The sequence below is a fragment of the Bordetella genomosp. 11 genome, assembly GCF_002261215.1.
Lineage (GTDB): Bacteria > Pseudomonadota > Gammaproteobacteria > Burkholderiales > Burkholderiaceae_B > Bordetella_C.
In genome coordinates this window covers 657319-678898 of sequence record NZ_NEVS01000004.1, presented here as the reverse complement: position 1 = coordinate 678898, position 21580 = coordinate 657319, and the positions used below count along the sequence as shown (strand labels likewise).

At 64.4% G+C, this 21580-nt stretch carries 27 protein-coding genes and 1 pseudogene; 2 read left to right on the top strand and 26 right to left on the bottom strand.

Features of this window, described 5'->3' with window-relative positions:
* Positions 1–5: 5 nt before the first annotated feature.
* The 9 genes and pseudogenes from CAL28_RS29985 to CAL28_RS10790 all read right to left on the bottom strand — a co-directional run.
* Positions 6–221, bottom strand: a pseudogene (locus tag CAL28_RS29985) (DUF192 domain-containing protein); the annotation flags it as partial.
* On the bottom strand, positions 221–1099 hold the full coding sequence (locus CAL28_RS10820; protein WP_094841389.1) for a type II secretion system F family protein: 879 nt from the start codon (positions 1097–1099) through the stop codon (positions 221–223). The gene CAL28_RS10820 and the pseudogene CAL28_RS29985, both read right to left, overlap by 1 nt.
* Before the next feature lie 45 nt (positions 1100–1144).
* A complete protein-coding gene (locus CAL28_RS10815; RefSeq protein WP_094841388.1) occupies positions 1145–1990 on the bottom strand; it encodes a type II secretion system F family protein in 846 nt (281 codons plus the stop codon).
* Entirely contained in the window at positions 1987–3786 is a 1800-nt protein-coding gene (locus tag CAL28_RS10810) for an ATPase, T2SS/T4P/T4SS family (RefSeq protein ID WP_094841387.1), read from the bottom strand. Before CAL28_RS10810 ends, CAL28_RS10815 begins: the two co-directional genes overlap by 4 nt.
* Before the next feature lie 3 nt (positions 3787–3789).
* Entirely contained in the window at positions 3790–5163 is a 1374-nt protein-coding gene (locus CAL28_RS10805; RefSeq protein WP_254926086.1) for a type II and III secretion system protein family protein, read from the bottom strand.
* A 38-nt stretch (positions 5164–5201) separates the two neighbouring features.
* Positions 5202–6128 carry a Flp pilus assembly protein CpaB gene (cpaB, locus tag CAL28_RS10800; RefSeq protein ID WP_176463959.1) on the bottom strand — a complete coding sequence of 309 codons (927 nt, stop codon included), beginning with the start codon at positions 6126–6128 and terminating at the stop codon, positions 5202–5204.
* A 5-nt stretch (positions 6129–6133) separates the two neighbouring features.
* Positions 6134–6886 (bottom strand): hypothetical protein, encoded by a 753-nt coding sequence (locus CAL28_RS29735; RefSeq protein ID WP_176463958.1) that lies wholly within the window; start codon positions 6884–6886, stop codon positions 6134–6136.
* Positions 6883–7554 carry a hypothetical protein gene (locus CAL28_RS10795; RefSeq protein ID WP_141218171.1) on the bottom strand — a complete coding sequence of 224 codons (672 nt, stop codon included), beginning with the start codon at positions 7552–7554 and terminating at the stop codon, positions 6883–6885. The genes CAL28_RS29735 and CAL28_RS10795 overlap by 4 nt, the downstream gene beginning before the upstream one ends.
* Positions 7544–8017: a hypothetical protein gene (locus tag CAL28_RS10790; protein ID WP_141218170.1), complete on the bottom strand. Its 474-nt coding sequence runs from the start codon at positions 8015–8017 to the stop codon at positions 7544–7546. Before CAL28_RS10790 ends, CAL28_RS10795 begins: the two co-directional genes overlap by 11 nt.
* A gap of 288 nt (positions 8018–8305) precedes the next feature.
* On the opposite strand from CAL28_RS10790, the gene CAL28_RS10785 reads away from it, so the two are divergent.
* The gene (locus CAL28_RS10785; protein WP_094841383.1) at positions 8306–9592 is read left to right on the top strand and encodes a tyrosine-type recombinase/integrase; all 1287 of its coding nucleotides are present in this window, start codon (positions 8306–8308) and stop codon (positions 9590–9592) included.
* Positions 9593–9860: 268 nt separating this feature from the next.
* On the opposite strand, the gene CAL28_RS10775 is transcribed toward CAL28_RS10785, so the two are convergent.
* The 6 genes from CAL28_RS10775 to CAL28_RS10750 are packed head-to-tail and all read right to left on the bottom strand — an operon-like array spanning position 9861 to position 12107.
* Positions 9861–10226, bottom strand: coding sequence for a DUF1353 domain-containing protein (locus CAL28_RS10775; protein WP_094841381.1), 366 nt, complete (start codon positions 10224–10226; stop codon positions 9861–9863).
* Positions 10223–10645 (bottom strand): hypothetical protein, encoded by a 423-nt coding sequence (locus CAL28_RS10770; RefSeq protein ID WP_094841380.1) that lies wholly within the window; start codon positions 10643–10645, stop codon positions 10223–10225. The genes CAL28_RS10775 and CAL28_RS10770 overlap by 4 nt, the downstream gene beginning before the upstream one ends.
* A gap of 9 nt (positions 10646–10654) precedes the next feature.
* Positions 10655–10987 carry a hypothetical protein gene (locus CAL28_RS10765; RefSeq protein WP_094841379.1) on the bottom strand — a complete coding sequence of 111 codons (333 nt, stop codon included), beginning with the start codon at positions 10985–10987 and terminating at the stop codon, positions 10655–10657.
* A complete protein-coding gene (locus CAL28_RS10760) occupies positions 10984–11307 on the bottom strand; it encodes a hypothetical protein (protein ID WP_094841378.1) in 324 nt (107 codons plus the stop codon). Before CAL28_RS10760 ends, CAL28_RS10765 begins: the two co-directional genes overlap by 4 nt.
* Before the next feature lie 60 nt (positions 11308–11367).
* The gene (locus CAL28_RS10755) at positions 11368–11826 is read right to left on the bottom strand and encodes a glycoside hydrolase family 73 protein (RefSeq protein WP_094841377.1); all 459 of its coding nucleotides are present in this window, start codon (positions 11824–11826) and stop codon (positions 11368–11370) included.
* Positions 11823–12107, bottom strand: coding sequence for a hypothetical protein (locus tag CAL28_RS10750; RefSeq protein WP_094841376.1), 285 nt, complete (start codon positions 12105–12107; stop codon positions 11823–11825). The genes CAL28_RS10755 and CAL28_RS10750 overlap by 4 nt, the downstream gene beginning before the upstream one ends.
* A 144-nt stretch (positions 12108–12251) precedes the next feature.
* On the opposite strand from CAL28_RS10750, the gene CAL28_RS10745 reads away from it, so the two are divergent.
* Positions 12252–13271 carry a phytanoyl-CoA dioxygenase family protein gene (locus tag CAL28_RS10745; protein ID WP_254926085.1) on the top strand — a complete coding sequence of 340 codons (1020 nt, stop codon included), beginning with the start codon at positions 12252–12254 and terminating at the stop codon, positions 13269–13271.
* Here the strand turns inward: CAL28_RS10745 and CAL28_RS29480 are convergent.
* From CAL28_RS29480 to CAL28_RS10700, 11 genes are read right to left on the bottom strand one after another with little or no spacing between them, the layout of a single operon-like run.
* Complete coding sequence (locus tag CAL28_RS29480) at positions 13257–13463, bottom strand: hypothetical protein (protein WP_141218169.1); 207 nt, start codon at positions 13461–13463, stop codon at positions 13257–13259. The two genes, CAL28_RS10745 and CAL28_RS29480, sit on opposite strands and share 15 nt — an antisense overlap.
* The gene (locus CAL28_RS29475) at positions 13463–14527 is read right to left on the bottom strand and encodes a hypothetical protein (protein ID WP_141218168.1); all 1065 of its coding nucleotides are present in this window, start codon (positions 14525–14527) and stop codon (positions 13463–13465) included. Before CAL28_RS29475 ends, CAL28_RS29480 begins: the two co-directional genes overlap by 1 nt.
* Positions 14517–15194 carry a DUF2612 domain-containing protein gene (locus CAL28_RS10740; protein WP_094841374.1) on the bottom strand — a complete coding sequence of 226 codons (678 nt, stop codon included), beginning with the start codon at positions 15192–15194 and terminating at the stop codon, positions 14517–14519. The genes CAL28_RS29475 and CAL28_RS10740 overlap by 11 nt, the downstream gene beginning before the upstream one ends.
* Positions 15181–15795 carry an HNH endonuclease gene (locus CAL28_RS10735; RefSeq protein ID WP_094841373.1) on the bottom strand — a complete coding sequence of 205 codons (615 nt, stop codon included), beginning with the start codon at positions 15793–15795 and terminating at the stop codon, positions 15181–15183. The genes CAL28_RS10740 and CAL28_RS10735 overlap by 14 nt, the downstream gene beginning before the upstream one ends.
* A 2-nt stretch (positions 15796–15797) precedes the next feature.
* Positions 15798–17006, bottom strand: a complete 1209-nt coding sequence (locus CAL28_RS10730; RefSeq protein WP_094841372.1) for a baseplate J/gp47 family protein — start codon at positions 17004–17006, stop codon at positions 15798–15800.
* Between the two features lie 8 nt (positions 17007–17014).
* On the bottom strand, positions 17015–17365 hold the full coding sequence (locus CAL28_RS10725) for a hypothetical protein (protein ID WP_094841371.1): 351 nt from the start codon (positions 17363–17365) through the stop codon (positions 17015–17017).
* Positions 17362–18105, bottom strand: a complete 744-nt coding sequence (locus CAL28_RS10720) for a phage baseplate assembly protein (protein ID WP_254926084.1) — start codon at positions 18103–18105, stop codon at positions 17362–17364. The genes CAL28_RS10725 and CAL28_RS10720 overlap by 4 nt, the downstream gene beginning before the upstream one ends.
* Position 18106: 1 nt before the next feature.
* Positions 18107–18973, bottom strand: coding sequence for a baseplate hub protein (locus CAL28_RS10715; RefSeq protein WP_094841369.1), 867 nt, complete (start codon positions 18971–18973; stop codon positions 18107–18109).
* Entirely contained in the window at positions 18970–19269 is a 300-nt protein-coding gene (locus CAL28_RS10710; RefSeq protein ID WP_094841368.1) for a phage baseplate plug family protein, read from the bottom strand. Before CAL28_RS10710 ends, CAL28_RS10715 begins: the two co-directional genes overlap by 4 nt.
* Positions 19266–19901, bottom strand: a complete 636-nt coding sequence (locus CAL28_RS10705; RefSeq protein ID WP_094841367.1) for a hypothetical protein — start codon at positions 19899–19901, stop codon at positions 19266–19268. The genes CAL28_RS10710 and CAL28_RS10705 overlap by 4 nt, the downstream gene beginning before the upstream one ends.
* The gene (locus CAL28_RS10700; protein ID WP_254926083.1) at positions 19901–21580 is read right to left on the bottom strand and encodes a lytic transglycosylase domain-containing protein; all 1680 of its coding nucleotides are present in this window, start codon (positions 21578–21580) and stop codon (positions 19901–19903) included. The genes CAL28_RS10705 and CAL28_RS10700 overlap by 1 nt, the downstream gene beginning before the upstream one ends.

Genomic DNA, 21580 nt, shown 5'->3' with positions numbered 1-21580 from the left:
ACCCGCCAGGGGCGCAGCCCGCGGACGACGGAGACCGCGCGTCCACCGGCGTCCAGGAACACGATGTCCAGCGGATAGCGCATCCCGAACGTATGCACTGCGCGGCAGGGTGCCAGCCACAGGGCAAGCCCTGGCCGCGGCCTGCGCCGGCACAGCAGGCCGCGCAGGCGGCCACGCCAGCCACCTGCCCGCAGCACACGCACCTTGGCTCGCCCTCGCATCACTGCAGCACCTGCCAGAACTGGACCGCGATGGGAAAGGCCAGCACGATGAAGGTGCAGGGAAAGATGCAGCAGATCAGCGGGAATAGCATCTTGACCGGCGCCTGCATGGCAAGCTTCTCGGCGTGATTGAATCGCTCCGCCCGGCGCCGGTCTGACTGGGCGCGCAGGATGGGCCCCAGGCTCATTCCAGACGCGTCGGCCTGGGCCAACGCCGCCGTCATGGACCGCGCGCCGGCCAGATCCACGCGGTCCGCCCAGGCTTTCAGCGCCTGTATGCGTGGCAAGCCCGACCGCATATCGCCCAGGGCCCGCAGAAGCTCATCGCGCAGCGGTCCGGCAGGGCCTTGTTCGGCGGCCTGGCACAGGGCCCCCTGCAGGTTCAATCCCGACTCGACGCACAGCGTGGTCATGTCAAGCAGGAACGGTAACTCGCGCGCCATCCGGGCGCGGCGATGACGGATCTCGGCCTGCAGCCACAGGCGCGGCACCAGGCGGCCCGCCATGGCGCCCAAGGCACACGCCGCTAAAACCGCGCCGCCGGCCGGCCGCTCCGCCAGCCCCAGGAAGAGCGCCATGGCGCTGGTCGCGCCCACGACGGCGCAGGCCCACTGGGCCGCGACGATGTGTCCGGCCGTCAACGGCGCCGCCAGGCCCGCGCGCAGCACGCAGGCATCCAGGCGCGCGCGCAGGCGCCAGGTCAGCATGGACGCTGCCAGGGGCGCCATGAGATCGAGGTACGGCCACGCAATGCGCCAGGCGGCCGGCAGTCGGCCCGCGACAGGATGCTCGCGTCCCACTGGCCGGATCAACGGCCGTAACGTGGCCAGTGCTCCGACGACGAACAACGCCGCCATCAGGATAGCCAGGATTTGCATACTTCTCCCCCGCCGGGCCACCGAGGCCGTGCGTGACACCGTGCGTCAAATATCGATGTTGACGATGCGCCGTATCCATACGACACCCGCCGCTTCCAGGATCGCGATGATCCCCAACGCCCCCCACCCTGCCTGGGTGTGCCATAACGCCGACATCGAAGCGGGATCCAGCCAGGTCAGCACGACGGCGAGAATAGGCGTCAATGCACCGACGATCCAGGCCTGCAGCCGGCCCTGGGCGGTCAGGGTACGAATGCGCCCCTGCAGTTGCAGCCGGGCCGATACCACACCCGCGATCCGTTCCAGCGCCTCCGCCAGATTGCCGCCGGTATGCGCGGCGATACGCAGGGCGGCCACGACCAGGGTTGCGGCTTCGGTGGGCATGCGCTTGTGCAGGTTCAACAGCGCTTGATCGAACGAGACGCCCAGGCGCTGCTCTCGCAGGATCAGCCCGAACTCCTGCGACAGCGGTGGCTCGCAGTGGTCGACCAGCTGGCGCAGGGCGCTCGCCAGGCCCGCCCCCGCGCGCAGGCTTGAACCGAGTGCCAGCAGCATGTCCGGCAGTTGGGCGTCGAAGCGCCGCTGGCGCCGGCGCCTGAGCAATGCGATAACGGTGTACGGCATCCTGATGGGCAGCAGGCCCGCCAGCATCGCTACCGCGCCGCTGCCGCTTGCGGCGTAGGCCGCCAGTGCGACGGCGGAACAAAACGCCAGGTTCGCCGCCCACAACTGGCCGGGATCGACAAACAGGAAGACCTCTTCCAGCCTCGCGCCTGCCTCGTCGGTGTACACCCTTCGATAGCGGGACCAGGCACCGACAAACCAGCCATAGGCCGCCCAACATGCAAGCATGACGCAACAGGTGGCGGCCAGCGCCGCCAGCCATATCATTCCCGCCACCCCGGGAATGCGCCGTCGCGCCTGGCCCCGGCATAAGGAGCGGCGGTTGCCGCCGGCGCACGTGTCGTGAACAGCAGGGGATCGAGCGGCCGGCCGGCCTCGCGCCACGCGTCGGCGAAGCTGGGCATCGTGCCGCAACCGGAGAAACCGCCACGCATCGGGTCGCCACCGTGCACGAAGAGCGGCTGAGTCTGGATACGGCCGCCTTCCATGCCGGTGACCTCCACAATGGCTGTAATCAGCCTTTTCCCATCGTGCATCCGGGCCTGCTGCACGATCAGATGAATGCTGGACGCGATATGTTCCCGCACGGCTGCCAAGGGCAGTTCCATGCCCGCCATCAGGATCATCGTCTCCAGGCGGCTCAGCGCATCGCGGGGACTGTTCGCGTGCAATGTCGTCAACGAGCCTTCGTGCCCTGTGTTCATGGCGGCCAGCATATCGAACGCCTCCGCCCCCCGGCATTCGCCCACCACGATGCGATCGGGGCGCATGCGCAGCGCGTTGCGTACGAGATCGCGGATGGCGACGTGGCCGCGTCCTTCGATATTGGCGGGACGCGCCTCCAGGGCGACCACGTGCGCATGTCGCAGGCGCAGCTCCGCCGCATCCTCGATGGTGATAATGCGTTCACCCTGCGGAATGGCATTGGACAGGATATTCAGCAATGTCGTTTTGCCCGACCCCGTACCCCCCGAGACGACGATGTTGACTCGTTCGCGGACGCATCGGTCGAGGAATTCCGCCATGGAGGCATCCAAAGCCCCGCGCGATACGAGATCGCACATTGCCAGCGCGTGCTTTGGAAACTTGCGGATCGTCAGGCTCGCCCCCTTCAGGGCCACAGGGGCGACCACCGCGTTCACGCGAGACCCATCGGCCAGCCGGGCATCCACCATGGGCGAGCTTTCGTCGATACGGCGTCCCACGGGCGCAACGATACGCTCGAGCACACGCAACACCGCCTGTTCGCTGCTGAACGCAGCCGCGTGACGGGACAGCTTGCCTTCGCGCTCTACATAGATTTCGTCGTGGCGATTCACCATGATTTCAGTGATGCCGGGATCCTCCAGCAACGGCGACAGTGGCCCCAAGCCCAGCGCTTCGTCCAGCACATCATTCATCAGGGCATCGCGATCGATGCCATCGGGGATCTCGGTATCCGCGCGGACGATGGCGAGCAGGCGATCGGCCGCCTCGCTGCGCAATAGGCTATCGCTCATTTTCGCCACATCGCGGCGCCTTAGATCGAGCGCGTCCAGCAAAGCCGATTGCAGTCGCTGGCGATGCGGCAGCAAGTCGACCGCCACCCGCATCCCGGCGTCGACGTAAAAGTCTGACGCGTGGGCCGCATCCCGCAGCGCCGGTTCCGCCATCCTTACCGACGACATCGCCGCACCCGCAAACGGCACGCGGGGCGTGCCCGGCAAGGACGGCTCGGAAGGCGCGGCCAGTGCGAGGGACTGTCGCGCGACAGGCATGCGCGCCATGGCCAGAAAAGGTTCGCGCCGCACTTTCATCAGGCAAGGGCCGACAAGGACCTCGTCGTTCGATGTCAGCGGCCCGTACCGCGCGATCCGCTTGCCGTTGACCAGCGTGCCGGACAAGGTGCCTGCATCCTCGATCATCACGTCCTGCCCGGACAGGACCAGCCGGGCATGTTCCCTCCCCACCCGCCAGTGCCGCACACGAATCCCGCAATGCGGCCCGCGCCCCAGAATGACGGGAGGTTCGACGCGGACGATACGATGCGCACCATCCTCGAATTGCAGTTCTATCTCCAGCACGGTTCAATCCTTGAAGTCGTATTGATTGGTCCCGCCACCCGGCGACGCCGGCGCCCATTGCGAGCCCGCCCCACGATAGGGATCCCAGGCGCCATCGATGGGGGCGGCAGGGGCGGCCGGCTCGGACATCAGCATCCTGGGCGGATCGGGAAAGGCCTCGTGCAGTTGCCCCTGCGCGCGCAAGGTGGTGGACCGCATGGCTGCATGGTCTTCCGAAACCACGACCGGCGTCACGAATATGGCCAGTTCGGTTTCCTTGTAATGTTCCCGCCGGGCACCGAACAATGCGCCGAGCAGCGGGATATCCCGCAGGCCGGGCAGGCCATTGGCTTCCACATTGCGCTCCCGCGAAAGAAATCCGCCGATCACCAAGGTGCGGCCGGACCGCACGTTGAACTCCGTCGAAGCGCGGCGGGTCTTGAGCGCCGGACCGCCGTTGGCCGTCACCGACGCATCGACCGCGCTGGCCTCCACCTCGATGCGCGAGCGCACGGTACCGCTGGAGGCGATCGTCGGGGTAATCCGCAAAGACACGCCATAGGGCTTGAACAGCGTGGAGGCATTGCCGTCCTTGTCCACCGTGGCATATGGCACTTCGCCACCCGCGAGGAATTCCGCGGTCGATCCGCTGCGGGCCAGCAACTGCGGCTGCGCGAGGACGACGGCCTCGCCGCTCTGTGCGAGCAGGTTCAAGCGCGACGACAGCAACATGTTCATGCCGGCATAACCGACACCCGGCGCCGCGCGCAGCGCCGTGGAAACCGGCGATTCGCCGGGCCGTTCGGCAAGCCGTCCGGATGCCGCGGCATCGAGCGCCCATCCCGCCGTCAGGCCACCCTGCGTCGCGCCATCCCAGCGCACACCCAGTTCGGTCAGGCGCGAACGTGGCAACTCCACCACCTTGACATCGAGCAGGACCATGCGGTCCCACCCCACCTTTCCGGTGAAGTCGAGCACCTGAGGATAGCGCTGCGCCAAGGCGGCGATGCGTGCATGATCGGCGTCCGACAAATCGTTGCCCTCGATGACGATCTGATCGCCGACCGCTTCGCCGCGTGCGCCCGGAATCCGCGCCAGCAAGGCATCGACCTCGGCGCGCATGCTGCGCGATCGCGCGGGTGCGACGCGCACGGTATAGGCCGTGCGTTTTTTGCGCGCCCATACGTGAAGGGACGTCTCTCCTTCGGCGCGCGCGAATACGATGACTTCCGCGGCATCCGCGGGGACAGCCTGCAGGACTTCTCCGTGGCCGACCGCAACGCGGCTGACGCCGGGATGCGTCAGCACGCGTGTCTCGCCGACCTGCATCTCCAGTATCGTGGCGCCGCCGGCGGATGCCGAAGCCAGCCACAATCCCATCGCGCAGATCACGGCCATAGCCAGCGGCCAAATCCGCCGCTTGCGCATCGGCCGCATCACGGACGCACCCGCGCGCGGCGATCGGGCTTGGCCGCCGCGTCCGGCCTGGATCGGCCCGCGCTGACCGTTTCGCCGGGTACTGCGGCGTCGAACAGGCCCGAATCCGTGGAGATCCCGTCGCCGTCCTCTTGCGCACCGCTACCGTGAGGATAGGGCCGGTCGCCGTACAGCACGGGCACGGCGCGCGGGCGCGCATCGGCGTCACCGTCGATACCCAGCAGCGCGGCAAGATCCCCACGGGCTGCCGTGGCATTAATGTCGGCGTCGCGATGATGGCGCAGGATCGCGGTGATGCGCCCCGCCTGCCTTGCCGCGACGAGCTTCACGGCATCCTCCGGGCCGGCGTCCAGGGTGATGGTCGAAAACGCCTTGGCGGTGTCCTCGGCGTCATCCTCGCCACCTGTGGCCAGGACCAGTACACCCTGGAGCAAGGGAGCCGTTATCTGGCGACGCCCGTGATCGAAAGAGACGTAAAGGTCCAGCAAGTCCCCCGCTTGCAACATCCCGGAAAGGGAGTTGATATCGTCCACCGGGATCGTGATGGCCCGGCGCCCCGTCGGCACGCGCGACGACAAGGGGGCGGCTTTCATGGGTGCGAGGTGCGAACGAAGGATGGGATCGCCCCGACGCAGGGGGTGTGCCAGCACACTGTAGGTATGCGCGGCGAAGTCTTCCGGCGCCAGGGCATCGCTGGAGGCCCATTCGGACGGGATATCCCGGATGGCCACGTAGGCTTCCTCCAGCCGCGTACCGGCCGCCAGGTCATACGCGGCAACCAGGCGTGGAACGGTAACGACACGCGCCTCGGCTTCGATTTGCGCGATGCGACCTTGTATGTGTTGCCGCGCGGCCCATGCCGCCAGCACGCCGGCCGCCACCGTCACAGCCGCCATCACCCAGCGTTGCGGGATTCGCTTGAACATGTCCGCTATCCCCCGATACGAACGACGGCCGTGATGCCGCTGCCCTGGTCCAGCGGGACGATGACCGTGGACAGCGTGATGCGGCCTCGCGACCAGGAATACGCCTCCTGGGGCGCCTCGGCGGAGGTCGGCCGCGCAGCCCGGCCGCCCGCGTCCGCGCCGCCAGCGCGCCACCCGCCGGCGGCCAGCGCGTCGAAGAGTTTCTGACGCAGCGGCGCGGGAGCCAGGCCATGCGTCCATACCTGTTCGATGACCGACGCGCCCTCATCCCGGGAGCGGAATTCGAAATGCAATTGCCCTCCCGGTACCGGCCATCCGAAGCCCGCCACCGCCAAATCGGGGCTGCTGGCGATCCCGGCATCCGGACCTGCATCCACCGGCAGCACCGAGATAGAGCCTTGCGTCCTCCCACCCCCGGCATCGCTCAGGCGAGCCGCCCAATGCATCCCTTCGGCGGCGCCTGCCACCACGACCGCGCCGGGAGCGACCCAGATATCCCGCAGCGCCGGCTGTCGTGCTGTCAGCCACAGTGCAATATCGCGGAGCGACCCGGGGGCGTCCAACAGCCAGACGAACACAGGCAGGCCTTGGATGCGCATGCCGTCGCCCAGCGGCACATAGCTGCCGCCCGGAGGCAAAGGCGGCGGCGCCACGATTGCCGTGGCGGGCAGCGCTCGGGCCGCCGCACGAGGGATGTGCCATGCGGCTGTCGCAAGACCCGCAACCGCCAGGCACAGGAACACGCGAGCTCGTATCATGGCAACCACCCGGCCGTCTTCGCGGCGCGATCGAGCCTATCGGCAGGCACGAGATCCGACCACGGCATCAGCCAATCCAGATCGGGCGTGGGACGGCCCCAGGCACGATCGATACGCTGCAGGGCCGATTTCGCCCGCCGTGCCGGCGCGTGGCTGACGCGCACGGCGTCCCGCCACGCCGTGCGCGACGATGCAATACGTTCCTGCACATGCGGATCGTCGGTCGCATGCCCGGCATCCGCCAGGATGGCCGCGTGGCGGCGCAAGACCCTTCCATCGCCGTGCTGGCGATGCGGGTAGACGCGCACCGCCGCGTCGGCGCGCACCATGCCACGGTCTTCCACATCCAGCTCTTTGCGCAAGGCGGCCACGCGGGCGCCGCCCGGACCGGGAAAGTCCGCCGCATGCGCGGCGCGCGCGACATGCGTGCGCACAGGCCCGGCGTTCGCCGAAGCCCCCTGACGCGTGTCGGACGGGCCCCGGCCGCCGTCATCGCGGCGATCGCCCACTGCATAGCGAAATGCCTGGACACGCGCGGCATGGGCTGCCTCCATGCCATGCCACTGAAGACGCCCCACGCTTATGATGGCGGTACCCAGCAAGCCCAAAAGTGCCAGTCCAGCGAGAGACTCCACCACTGCCTGCCCCTGCTGTGCCTTACTCGACATGGCGCACCTTTGCGCCGGACCGGTGGCCTGCCTTCGTCGCCGAGGGCTCGCCCGGGTATGGGTATGCAGCCGCGCGTTCCGGCAGCCCGGCCAGCCTTGCCTGCCAATAAGGCCGGAACAAGGTGGCGAGTTCCGCCGCGCCATCGCCGCGGGCCGTGGGCCGAGCGAAATAGGTTTCGGCGGCGCTCGTCACCGTCATATCGTCGTCCTCGGCGAGGCCCGCATACGAGAAGCGGCCTCTGGGAGCCGCGAGCATGCCACGCGCATCGCCGGCCGCGAGCAAGGGTGCGGGCTGTCGCAGTGTCAGCGAAAACCGCGCGGCGCGCCCGGCACGCCGCGCGGGCACCTCGGCGTAGAACGGCAAACCGGCGCCGTGCCAACGCGCACGATCGCGCAGGGAGTAGGCGTAGGCCAGCGGATTCGATACGCCGTTGACGATGTCCCAGGACGTATGCTGATGCACCCATCGCCAGAAATCCTGCCGCGAGAAATCATCCGGCGCATCGACACCGGGGCGTTCCCCCGCCGACGTACCGGATCTTCGTACATCGGCCTTGCCCCAACCCATTGCGTACTCACGGTAGTAGTATTTTTATTGTCTCGGGCGATCCCCGACGATTCCATACGTCAAGGCAAGTTCCTGTTATAAAAGCGTTTTTGTACTTTCCGATTCCGGGTCGTCTCGCTCAATCCCGTGCAGATTTGTACCCTGACTTGTACCCTGAACCGCCGATCCCGCCTATAACAGCCCATGCCCGCCAACCTTCTGACCGACCGTAAAGTCGCCACCGCGAAACCCAGGGAGAAGGAATACCTCCTGTCCGATGGCGAGGGCCTCGCCCTGCGCATTCGCCCGGACGGCAGCCGCCTCTGGCTGTACCGCTACACATCGCCGGCGGGCAAGCCGGCAAAGAAGTCGCTGGGCCCCTACCCTTCGGTCGGCTTGGCCGACGCCCGCAAGGAAGCCGCGCGCCTTCGTGAGAGGCGGGCCAAGGGGATAGACCCGAACTCAACGCCCGAAGACCGCCCGGCCACCCTTCGGGAATTGTTCAAGGTGTGGGTCCGTGACTCCCTCAAGAGCCGGCGAAACCAGCGCGGGATCTACGCGGCGACCAGGCGCATGGAGGCCAACATCCTGGCCCATGCCGAAAACGATCGGATCGACACGATGACCAAGGCGCGCGCCATGGGCCTGCTCGATAAGCTGGTGTCTAAGGGGCGCCGCCCGCAGGCCAACTGCGTGCTGATCGATCTGAAGCAAATGTTCGACTTTGCCGTGGCGCGGGACTGGCTGGACGCCAATCCGGTGTCAGCCATCAAGAAGACCGACGTCGGCGGGAAGGATGTGGTGCGCGATCGCGTATTGCGCGCCAAGGAAATCGTGCTGCTCCGCGACAAGCTGGCGCAGCCCCTGCTGATGACCCTCCAGGCCGAGGCTGGCATCTGGATCGCCCTGTCGACGCTGACGCGGGCCGGAGAGGTAACCTCCGTCGAAGACACGGACATCGACTGGGAGGCGCGCGAATGGCATCTTCCCGCGGCGAAGAACAAGAGCAAGCGGGATCACCTCATCCATCTGTCGGACTTCGCCTTTTACTGGCTGCAGTTGCTGCGCCAGCAGGCGCGGCCGGGCCGGTATCTCATGCCCGGGAAGATGGGCAAAGGCCACCTGAAGTACAACACCATCGCCCACCAGCTCAACATGCGCCAGGAAAGCCAGTCCAACATCCAGGGAAAGACGGTGCGAGGCACCCTGCTGCTACCCGGCGGCCGGTGGACCGTACACGACCTGCGCCGGACCGGCGCAACCATGATGGGCGAGATGGGCATTGCCGAGAACGTGGTGGAGAAGTGCCTAAATCACGCGGAATCGTCCAAGCTGGTCAAGGTCTACCAGCGCCAGCAGCTGCTGGAGCAGCGCCGCGAGGCGTTCGACATGCTGGGCGCCAAACTGACGGAGCTGCTGGGGGATCCTCAGGATTGGGGGCCGGGCAAGCTACGCCCGGACAATGTTGTCGAATTGCGACGGACAGCATAAATCCCACGGGCGGATATACTGGATAAACCACTGTATAAGCCGCCCATGTCCCAGTCCCACCTTCAACACTCCACCGGAAAGCCAGGCGGCTGCTGGACCTGTACCCACTGGAAAGGCGAAACGTCCGGCGACCCGCGCGCGCTGGTATGCCGCAGCAAATGGGGGCCCCGCGTGACGGGCAACCCAGACACGGGGTGCTGTGATTGGGAGAGGGAGCCAGGCGCTGATGACGTGGTGCCGGCGCCGTGTAGCCACGCGCCGGACTGACCTATTTCCAATGCGACCACCCGAACAGCCGCACGCCCCAGTAGAACAGCGGGATGCGCCAGCGTGCGACGTAGGAGGCGCGTAGGGCCTCACGCAGAACCATGTCCGCCATGCGACGGCTGACGGGCTTCTTGGAATACAGAAAATCGTGCACCGTGGCCGCCGAGTCCCCGTGGCCGCCCAGCAGGGCGAAGGCCAGCGGCAGCAAGCGCGGCACGGAGGCGAAGTCGGTAGCGAAACCGGCCGGCACAGTGATTGTCCGGCCGGCCACATCGGACCGGTAGACCAGCGGTTCATTCAGGATCCATTTCCCGACATCCCGCTGGTCTTCCCTCCGGACCGACAATTGGCTCAGGAAGGCGCTCATTGCGCCGCAGGCGCGACGCTGGCCGTCGGCTGGGGTGCGAGCTGCACCACGGCCGTCAGCGCGATCTGGGCCAGCGCCAGGGCCGTTACCGCCTGCGCTTTCTTGTCGGCGGGCAGCGTGGTCGCGTTCACGTCCGCGATCAGCGCCGGCAGGCCGGTCTGCACCAGCGTTGCGAGGCTGGCCGTGTCGATGGTGGCATTGCCCGCGCAGACCTGGGCGATGACAGGCGCCGCCGCGGCGATCTTGGCCTGCACATCCGGCGACAGGCTGGAGCCCAGGGCCTGCACGTTGGCCACGGCGACCTGTACCACCGGGCACGCGGCCGCGATCTTGCCTTGCAGGCTGGACGCCTGCTGCGTGCTCGCGCAGCCGACCAATGCAAAAGCGGCCACGAGGGCCGCTGCGATCATGCTTTTCATGGGGATTTCCTATTTCAGGAGAGAGGAAGCGGCCTGGGCCGCAGCTTTGGAGACGGCGCCAGCGACATTGCTGGCCGCCTGGGACGAGATTTGCTGCCCGCTGGATGCGTCGATACCCTGCTCGACCAGCTCGACGCTGTAGGAGCCGTCAGCGGCCTTGGTGGCCCTGACGTGGACGGCCTGGACGTTCTTGCCGGATACGACCGTGGCGCGGCAGCACACCCAGGCCTGCTGGACCGTGTCGAAATACGGCTCGACGGTGTATCGGGCGATGCCGGCGTCCGTCAGGCTGGCGCAGCCGGCCAAGGTGGCCAGCGCCAGCGCGCAGAGGATGCGGATCATTGCAGGGCCGCCGGGGGCGCCAGGGCGGTACCGGCAGACGCGGCTTGCGCGGTCGGCGCGAGGGGGGACCCGGGCAGGCCAGCGGGCGCGGACGCCTGCGGCACGGAAGGCTGGGCCTGCGCAGCCGCGCCGACAGCCGCCGCATGTCCCGCCAGCCCACTGACCCAGCCCACCACCGCGGTAACCAGCCCGGACAGCATCACCAGCAGCGGATTGACGTCGGTCTTGCCCTGGATCACCAGGACGGAATACACGCCAACGATGGCCAGGACGAACAGCGCAGCCAGCGCGCACGCGATCAACTTCTCTTTCACGGTCATGGAATGCTCCATAGAAAAAGCCGCCCGAAGGCGGCAAGGGAAAATTGCAGGCGGTGCAGGTCAGGCGGCATCCAGCGCGGCCAGGCCTCGGCCCTGGATGATGGAAATAATCTTGGCCGAGTACGTCGGATCGGTGGCGTAGCCGGCCCGGGCGATCGCGCTGGCGAAGCGCGGGCCGTCCTGGAACTCGAATGCCGGCTGGTATCGGGGGTTCTGCATCAGGAAGGCCGCATGGTCGTCCAGGCATTCCAGCCAGCCCGGATAGCGGCGCCAGCGCGCGACCTCCGTTACCCAGCGGCCTCCGATGAACTCCTGTGTGGGAAGCTCGAGCACATCGCCATGCCACGACGCATCGGCCTTCACCCCGAACAGGTTGAAGGCCTCGCGCGCCAATCGCGACTTACCCCAGCCCGACTCCAGCGCGGCCTGGGCCACGATAAAGCTGGCCGGGATCTTGGTCTTGGCCGCCGATGCTTGCGCCGCCGGGCCAATCGCGGCAATGAATTCTTGCGGGGTCATTTCGTACCTTTCCACGCCGAATAGGCGGTTATCACTGCAGTGGCCAGGCCAATGATGTAAGCCAGAGGCTTCGCCAGCCGCCCAAGTCCCTGGAGGACTTTGAAGCCGCCTTCCAAGGCCGCGAACATTTCCACGATGCCGCGCGTGTCTGCGGAGATTTGCTTGATTGCTTCGGTGTTCTCGCGCGTGCCCGCCGCGGTGCTGGCGATGTCGTCCTTCATCGACACGACCTGCGCGTGCAGCGATTTGATGAAGGCTTCGGACAGGTATTCGTCTGCCAAGGCTGGCTCCAAGTTATGGGCGTAAAAAAACCCGCTGGGCGGGTGAAATTCAAAAATCGGCCAGAAATAGGCTCTGTGTTAAAAATCTCACTAGGCAACAGGCCTAGACAATTCGAATAGCCCTACCATCCAGAGCGAAGAACCATGCAATTTACGAATCCAGTCAAGGATCAAATCCGTCCCTGGTATATGGACGAAACGCGCACCACGGAGAAGCTGAAAACGATCGACGTGGACATCCGGAAATATGTCGCGCAGGTCGTTGAAGATGGATACACCGTCATTCCTAAGTCCATTTCCAAAGAGATGTGCGAAGAGACGATCGACGCATTCCGGCGCTGGGAAGCCGCCAATCCTGATGTGTTCTCGCCGCACGTCGATGCCGATGGTCACTATCCTCGAATTGGAAATCTCCACTCTGCCATTCCAGAGTTATTCCACCTTTTTTCGAAGAACCCGCTTACCTATCGCGTACAGGAAGCACTATTTGGAGCGCGCCCTTCTCTGTACACGTCGTTGTTCTACGAGCGCGGCTCCGCGCAGGACATACACCGCGATACGCCTGTTTTTTCAACGAAGCCTGAACATTTCTATCTGGGCGTGTGGGTGGCGCTCGAAGATTCGGACGAAGGCAATGGTGCGCTCAATGTATGCCCGGGCGGACACCAGCTTCCGGAGCTAGACCGCGAGGGCATCGCAATTAAGCGATTTGGCAGTCTGGATGCGATCCCCCCGACTTCAAACGCGATATGGGTCGATTACCAGAACGCCGTTAAGGCACAATGTGCCGCTGCAGGGATCAAGCCGAAAGCCGTCTATGTGAATGCTGGCGATACCATTATCTGGCATCCTCAATTGCCCCATGGTGGGGGCCCCATCGCTGACCTGACACGAACCAGATTCAGCCTGGTGATGCATACGAAACCTGTTGGAGTTCCGGTATATCACCAGGACAAATTCTTCAATCCTACGGCGGAAGCGCTCATGGACTCCCAGTGGTGGTATGAAGAAATCGACGGACACGTTCGCGTCATACAACCCAAATTCAGCTTTGATCACAAGGACTACTTCGAAGCGGCATCGCTCAAGCAGCCAGCGCCGATAACGATGAAGCCATCGAAGCCTGTGCGGGCAGGCTTCCTCCATCGATTACTGGGTAGATAGATCTGCGGGCGGCGAATATTCATCGCCGCCCATCCACTTCCATCCAGGGGCAACAGGAGAATCGTCCGGAAGTAGGTTCGCGACCATTCCTGCTGGCGGCTGCCACTGCGTGGTATCGCCATCCCAAATCGTGACATTTTCCACTTCGTTGGTCGCCGTATTAACGATCGCGTATCGGTGAACTTCGCTCATTATGCAAACTCCAGAATAACGACGACGCCTTGTCGTCCAACAAAGCCGGCCGAAGCCGCGATAGAAGCCGAACCAGATGCTCCGCCACCGCCGTTGCCGTACAAAAATGCGGCAGGCGTCGCACCATAGGTCTGAGTCCCAAAAGGAGTGCTGCCGCCGATACCTCCAATCTGCCCGCCCACGCCACCAGAGGGCCCTGCAGAACTCACGACCAGGCCATAGCCTCCGGTCATGCCCGCTTGATTGACGATGCGCGTTCCGCCGGCAAGTGCGCCGAGCGTTCCGCCGCCGTTCGCTTGCTGTTGGATATTGATATATGGCGGGGCTCCCGCGCCGCCTGGCTGCCCACCTGCACCGCCCTGGATCGTCACCGACGCACCAAAGGAAGTTTGGCCGCCATCGCCCCCTTTGACGAAACCGGCTGCGCCAGCTGCACCACCAGCGCCGATAGTTATGGTTTGTGTTGCGGCCGGCCCGATCCATTCGCTATAAGACCCAGCGTTACCGCCGCATGCCGCAGCCGCTGCGCTTGCGCCAGTAGCCTGCACACCTCCGCCCGCGCCCCCGCCGCCGCACATCTTTACCCAGACCGTTTTCGCAGTAACGCCGTTGTACGTCCCTGGCGTGTAAGTTCCGTTGGCGGTGAATATTTGGACGCCAAGGAGCCGTCCGGACAGCGGATTGATCCAGTTGGCGCCGCTGGCATCAGGATCGTTCGTGTTGTTGTCCGCAGTGGACATCCAGAATCCGTTCGCTGCTGCATTGAGCAGAACGGAACCCTTCGGATATCCGCCGATCGAGGATGCGAAGGTTGAGTCGTAGCCGTAAGAGCCGCCTGCATTCGCCCACCGGGATACCGCCGAAATCAGAAACAGGATGCCGTTGAAGTCGGCGCCCGCCGGCGGGATGCCGCCCGCGACAATGGGCGTCATCGTGGCCGGTGGAAAACCAGTTTCCAACGACGCAAGACCCGGCGTGGGCGACGCACTCGTGGGAATACTGTTCTTGGTGCCGCTGTTCGAAAACGGCACTGGGATGAGGGACGGTGTATCGCTAGTTTGCATCTATGACCCCGGTGAAAAATGTTCCTTGATTGAAAGGCGTCACGCCCGCGCCGATCTCCGCGAAGCCAAAGACCTCATCGATGGGGATCTGCGCGATTCCAACGCCTACGGCAGCGGGCTGTGGTATCGCGTTGGATTGCGTGAGAATGGCGAGCTCAAACGGCTGTAGGGGGAACTCGAACGTGAACCGCATCTGCATGTCGCCCAGATCGTTCACGTAGCAACGGCCGCGGCCCTGGAAAAGGTTTTGGAGCAGTTGGTTTAGGCTGGGCGCTGTACAGTCCGAGATATTGGCCAGGGCCTTCACCAGGATCAGCGTGCGATAGGCTTCATCGGTCAGCGTGAACGTCTCGGTATCCTGCGTGCCGGTCCAGAACGGCGCCTGCCCGAACGGCTGCGGGCCAGTGTCGGCCGTCGGCGGCGTGAAGGCCTCGTCGAAGCCCAGATACGTCGTGGAACCGGGAATCGTCAGTTCGCGCCCGACGTTGACGATTCGCCCCCAGATATCCAGCCCAAAGCCCTGCGCGGTCATCACGTTCCAGACATAGTCGTAGAACGTATCCAGGTCCGTGTCCGGATTGATGTAGGTGTCTACATTCCGACAAAGCTGAACGATGGTTGGCGAATTTGCATATTGACTTATGAGGGTGTCTTCAACGATCCCCACGCTCGGCCTCCATCATTTCCATGAACGACAGAAAGTCTCGGTCGCTCTTTCTTCTATTACAGGTAGGGCAAAGAAGTTGGACGTTTTCATCGCAGTGACGGCCGCCTTTCGAGAGCGGATGAATATGGTCTAGATGAAAGCCCAATATCGACAAGATGCCACCGCACGCAACACACAGCCCATTCTGACGCTCATACAGACGACGCACGCATCCATTCGAAAGACGGCCCCCTCCCGCGCGCTTGGCGGCTTTGTATAGCCGCCCGTACTCCAAATATTTTTCAGGGTTACGTCGCCGATAGGCGTAAACCGCAGCCTTGACCACGTCCTGATTGCTAAGGTAGTAAGCGCGTTTCGAAGCGCGTGCGCGCTCAGGATTTTCCGTGCGCCATTTCGCTGCACGCTCTCTTTCGCGATCACGGTTGCGCGCCGCATACTCCAATTGCTTTATGCGATGCTTTTCTTTCGCTTCGGGGCGCCCCTGGCACCGCTTAACTGCCGCCCGATGCTTCTCTAGATTGGCTTCCCGCCAGCGCGCTGAAGCGGCGCGCGCAGCTGCCCTCCGCTCCTCTTCAGAGTGGTACTTGATCGGTGTGCCCATGGCTACACCAGCGTCACCGTGATGTCGTCGGCATCAATCGTCGGGCGCTTGTCGATCGGTACCGTGAAACTGGGCAGCGTCGGCGTCGCGTCGCCCAGCAGCAGGGAGATGATCGACACGCTGGGGCCCAGGTTCACCACAGGCGCGTAATACCGGCTCGCGAAGATCGTCGAGCCGATCCGCGCGCGCACCCCGCCGTCAACCCCATTGAACGCGTCGATGATGGCCTGTTTGGTCAGCGCAACGATGTTCGACGGCAGCGACGGATTGTTGGCGATCTGGACCGCGAACAGGATCGGCAGCGCCTCGGCCGTTTCCCAGGACACCACATAGGATGGAAACGGATATTCGTACCCGGTCGTGTCCTGCACGGTGAACGACGTGTTTCCGTTGTAATTGGCGCCCAGGGACTTCTTGCGCCAAATGGCATGAGCGATGTCCGCCGCCGCGCCCCCAACCACAGACACCCAGATGGAATGAGGCGCAAGCGTCACGTCGCCAATGTCCAGCGGCGCCGCGGTGACGTTCTCCGTCGCGTAGGCATCGATCACACCGGCGACGTTCAGCACGTTGGCGAAGATGGACTGAAGCGAGTTCACCGCGTTCAGCGCGACGGACTGCTTGCGCCGGTCCTCGAACTCGGCACGGCTTTCCACGTCGCTGCCTGGCGTGCCATCGTCTGCGTTCAGGATCGAATCCCAGCCCGGAATGGACTGGTAGATCCGGTTCAGCTGGCCGGCCGGGCACGGCGTCGGGCCGTTTACCGAGCAGGCAAAGGTCAGGTCGATGGATCCACTGGACGGGATCGCTCCGGCCTGCGTGCAGAGATAGATGTTGTTGGCCGTGTCGCGCGCCTGCGCCCCCACCGGAATGATCGTGCCTTCCAGGCCCGTGCAGGTGGCCACAACCGCCGTCGGCGTGCCGGGCTTGCGCTCCAGAAAATAGATGTACCCGATTGCGTCCTGCATGCGACCTTCAGCAAACGCCGGGTTCACCTGGCTGACGATGCTCGCGATCTCGTTGTTCTTCTGCCCAATGACCGCGGTAGTCGTGCTGGCGATCTGCCCCTGGGGCGTCTCCAGCGAGGGATTCAGGCCGCCGCCGAAGGCTGCATCCTGGTCAGCCTGCACGCCGGCCAAGACGGCCGATTCTTCAGGCAATACGAGGCCTTCCGGCGTCCACTGGATCGCCGGTACTTGGCTTGTCGCCATGGATTACCTCAGAAGGTGATGTTGTGCTCTTGCCCGTTCTGGTCGATGACCAGGACCTGGCCCGAAATGACGCGACCCTCAAAGGCCGTGATAACGCAACGCGCCTGGACAACCTGCGGTACCGTCAGCGCTGCCGCCTCGATGCGCGCGCGGACCAGCGCCAGCGGCGGGAACTGCCCCAGAATCTGCTGGAAGTACGGGATTCCTTTGGTGGTGTCGTAGTAGCACTCACCCAGGAACAGTTTGACCGCGCTGGCCACATCCTGGGCGATCGCATAGGGATTGGACGCCATGGCCCAGTTGCCGGCGGCATCGAGAACACAATCCCATGCCGTGCGATCCAACAGAAGGGTGTTCAATTCGGTGCTCCCGTATTGCCGCCGCCGGTTTGCACGCCACCGTGGGTATGGGTGTGCAGACTTGTCCCGTTCGCGGTGACATCCGTTTCAACGTTCAGCGGGCCGTGCATGCTCGCATTGCCGCCCTGTGGACCTTCGCCTTGCGTCAGCTCCCCGTCGAGTTCGATGAGCGGCGCGGAATTCGTGATGGTCGTCCCAGCGGTCAAGCCTATAGCCTCCGTCGCCTGCAGAACGATGTTCGGCGCGGCAAGGCGGATCGACGTGGGCGACACGATCTCGATGCCATCCGGGCTGAACCGCACGTACTGCGTCGGAGTGCCGTTCAGCAGACCGCCGAAATACAACCCGTCAGCCATATCGAAGGACCGATTCGAGCCAGGCGTGGCCTGGGCTTTCGTCGCCTTCACGGACGAGATATCCCGGCTGGCAAATGCGGCCATGCCGATATCGCCCACCTTCGGATCGAGAATCGCCGCGTCCGTCCCCCCCTGCAGTCGGAAATACGGCAAGTGATGCAGGACACCGTGCGGCGTGGCATTGCCAACGCCGTCCACCTGGTCCACCAGCGGCTGCACATCGACGAAGCCGACCGGCTCAAGGCCACCGGCATTCGTCACGCCAACCACCTCTACCAGGTCGATGGTGCGCAACTCCTTCAGCAGCACCGTGCGAATCAGGAACAGCAGCGCGCCATACTGCCCCACGCCGTCGCCTGGCTGGGCCAGGCCCGCGTACCCCATTTCAGTTGCCATCGATCGGCCTATAGCATTGAACCTGCGTGAACCATTGCCCACCCTCCAGCATTTCGGCTTCGAGCATGTGGGCCACTGAGTAGATGTTCCAGACGCCGGCCGCGACCGGCAATGAACTTCGGACGTCCACCCGGCCGCCAAGCGCCAGCGCGGGGTTGTAGAGCGTCGTGAAGATGATCCCGCCACTGGAGAACGCCGGATAGCCAACAAGGCCTGTCTCTGGAGAGATGAGCACCGGGTCGCCGGCACGGCTCCCATTCGCCGGCCATATCGCAAGCACGCCGCGATCGATCGTATACAGGATGTTCGCGGCGCGCGCGCAGGCCTTCAGCTGATCCAGCGCCGTGCCCGAGAAGTACGGATTCGACAACTGGACGTTGACGCCATTGTTCTCGAAGCTGTAGCCCATCTGCGCACAGAGCTGCGACACGATTGTGGCGACGTCCGCCGCTCCCTGGTAACTCGACGCGGAGACCGGTTTGACAGCATTGATGCCGCCAGCCATACCGATAACGTTGAAAACCGGCATCGGCGCCTGATTGAAGTCGCCGTAGGCCGTCATGATCTCGCCGCGGTACGCCGTGCTCAGCGCGCTCTCTTCGTCCCCAACCTGAACCAGGATGGAGTTCTTTTTTTTCTGCGGCATGATGGGGCCGATGGTCGTCAACCGATTCATCATTTCCAGCGCCATGCCCCATACGCGAAGCTGAAGCTGCCCCTGCGCATCACCGTTGTACGCGACGATGGCGGCGGAGGTTCGAAGGCCCGTCAATGTCACATCGGGCCCCTTCTGCTCTCCGAACTGCCCCTCGCCCAGGCTGATCGTGATGTCGATTCGGCGCTTGACGAAGCTCATAGATCCGTGGATTCGAGGTAGAGCAGTTGGAACCGGGTGCCGAGCCCCTCATAGGACGGGTCGGACGTGCTCAGCGTATCGGCGACGGCCAGGTCACCGATGAAGCCCTGATACGTCGTGCGCACGAGCCGCACGCGGTCCAGACACAGCGCAGCGGTGATGATGGGCGCGTTGTTGACGTACAGGTCCAGGAACAGGCCTGTCGACTTCTGGTAGACATTGATCTGGCAGTTCTGGCCGCCCAGCACGACGCTCAGCGCCTGCGATGGCACGGCCTGCAGGGGGATGATCATCATTGGATAGCCTCTAGCGGCGTAGCCTGCAGCGGCCCACTGTCAGGCACCGGAATCGCCTGCACCTGGCCATCATTCACCGGATTTGCGCCGCTGGGCGCCTGCACCTGGGAGAACTGCGCGACAGCCGATTGCCGGATCTCCTGAAAGGCCATTTCCACCACCAGGAGCGTCGTGCCTTGCCGCTCCGTCCGGCTGTAGTTGTAGCCCACCATGTTGACGCTGCCGTAGGAGATTTCCGGCGTCACCACCGCGTACAGATCGGTCGATTGCACCAGAGCGCCCACTGTCCCCAGGAACGTCTGGCGTGCAGCCACATCCGCGCTGATGGCCATGCGAAGTACGGCATCGAATGGCGTCTGGACCTTGTTGTAGGACGAGAACGAGCCGGCCTCCAATGGCGCGTTGGCTACGCGCGCGTCGTTCCGGAATCGAATCCCGAGGAATGAATCCGGAAACAACACTTTATCCCCGTCCTGGGTAAATACGCCCCAGGGCGGCGTGCCGAAGATCAAATCGGCCAGACCGCCCAGCGCGATGTTGGCCAACTGCGGCAGCGTCGGGATTGTCAGGTCGCGGAATACTGCCGGCACGCCCGGTACCTGCGGCACGTCGGGAAAGGGAATCAGCGGCATTATCGAAGTCCGGTATTGGCCTGGGTCGCCAGCGTCAAGTTTCCAGCGCCCTGGACCAGATCCCTCATGATCCCGTGGCCATCGGTCGCGGGCGTATGGATGGTGATAGGGCCGTTGAAGTTCGTTTCCGTGGTAGTCGTGCTCGTCGACGTATTGCCTGCCGCGACGGTCGGTGCGGCTTGGGCCGCGTTCACCACCGCCGCGGTGGAATCCGTTGGCAAACCACGCCGCACCCTCTCCAGGTAGGCGATCGTCTCCGGGGTGGAGGGAGTGCCGCCCACCTGGACCGCGCGCGCCTGCGCGACGCCACCGTTGTACTCGGTGATTGCCGCGTCGACGTTCCCGTTGTAGCGCTTGAGCAGATCCTTGAAGTACCGACCGGCGGCGTCGATGGACGCATACGGATCCTTTGGATCGCCCTTTCCATATTGCTTCCAGGTGTCCGGCATGAACTGCATGACGCCCATGGCACCCTTCGGCGACACCTGATCGGGATTGCTGCGCTCGCCGCGGTTCTTGATGCTGTTCAGCAGGCCGGCGGGCAGTCCTTCGCGCTTCTCGACCTGGGTGGCGTAGTCGTTCAACCGCGGATCGTCGTACTTGATGCCTCCCGTCACGGCATCCTTCAAGGCATCATGCGCGGCGTCCATGTACGCCTTCACCGGGTCCTTCGAGGCGTTGGCCTGGTCCCTCACCTGCTGGGGGAACGCCTTCGTCACAAACTTCCCGACCGCACCCAGGAGTTCGGTCATCCCGTCGACGAATGCCTTGATGGCGGCGTTCAGCTGGTCCTTATGATCGACGATCCAATTGCCCAGTTCGATGATCTTGTCGACGATCAGATCGATCGACGGCATCGCGGCATTTAGGACGTTGACGCCGACCGCGGAGAAACGGTTCATCGCGGAGTCGTACTTGCGGCGCAGCGCTTCGGCGCCGGCGGACTGTGCCGCCAGTTCGTTGGCCAGGGGCGCCTGTTCCGCGCGGCGCTGCGCGATGCCTTGCGGTCCGAGTCGGTACAGGTTGAACTGCGCCTGATCCAGGCCCAAGCCTTGCGCGACCACCGCCGCGCGTTGCCGGTCCGTCTTGTAGATGTCAGCGACGATCTTCGCCCGCGCCATCAAGTACGAGTTGCCGTCCTTCAGGTCCTGCGTGGTGCCGCCCATCCGGAAGAAGAACTGCATCCCCGAATCTGCACCGAAGCCCGCCTTGAAGTTTGCGACCGCATCGGCCGATTCCTTCAGCTGCGCGGTCATTCCCTCCATCGTTCCGCCGGCATTCTTGGCGGCAAGCTGCCAGGTCGCGAGGTCCTGGGCGCTCATGCTCAGGTTCTCGGAGACGCGGTTCAGCGCGGCTTCTTGGGTGATCGTCTGGCCGACGAAGTTCTTGATGCCCAGCCCGGCCGTGAAGACGCCCAGGAGCGCCAGCGCTTCATTGCGTACCTTGGAAATGGCCATGCCGACACGCTTGGCGTATTCCGTCCGCGCCGCCATCTCCTGCTTGGCGATCTCCTCGCGCTGCTTCGCCGCGGCGCGCTCGTCCTCGGTCATCTCGGACGTGATCCGCCCGGCCTCTTCCTTGGACTTCCGGAAATCGGAGACGAACTTCTTGCTGCCCTGGGTGTACTTCGAAGGATCCAGCCCCAGCGTCACGACCAGCGCGTCGATTACGGTCGGCAT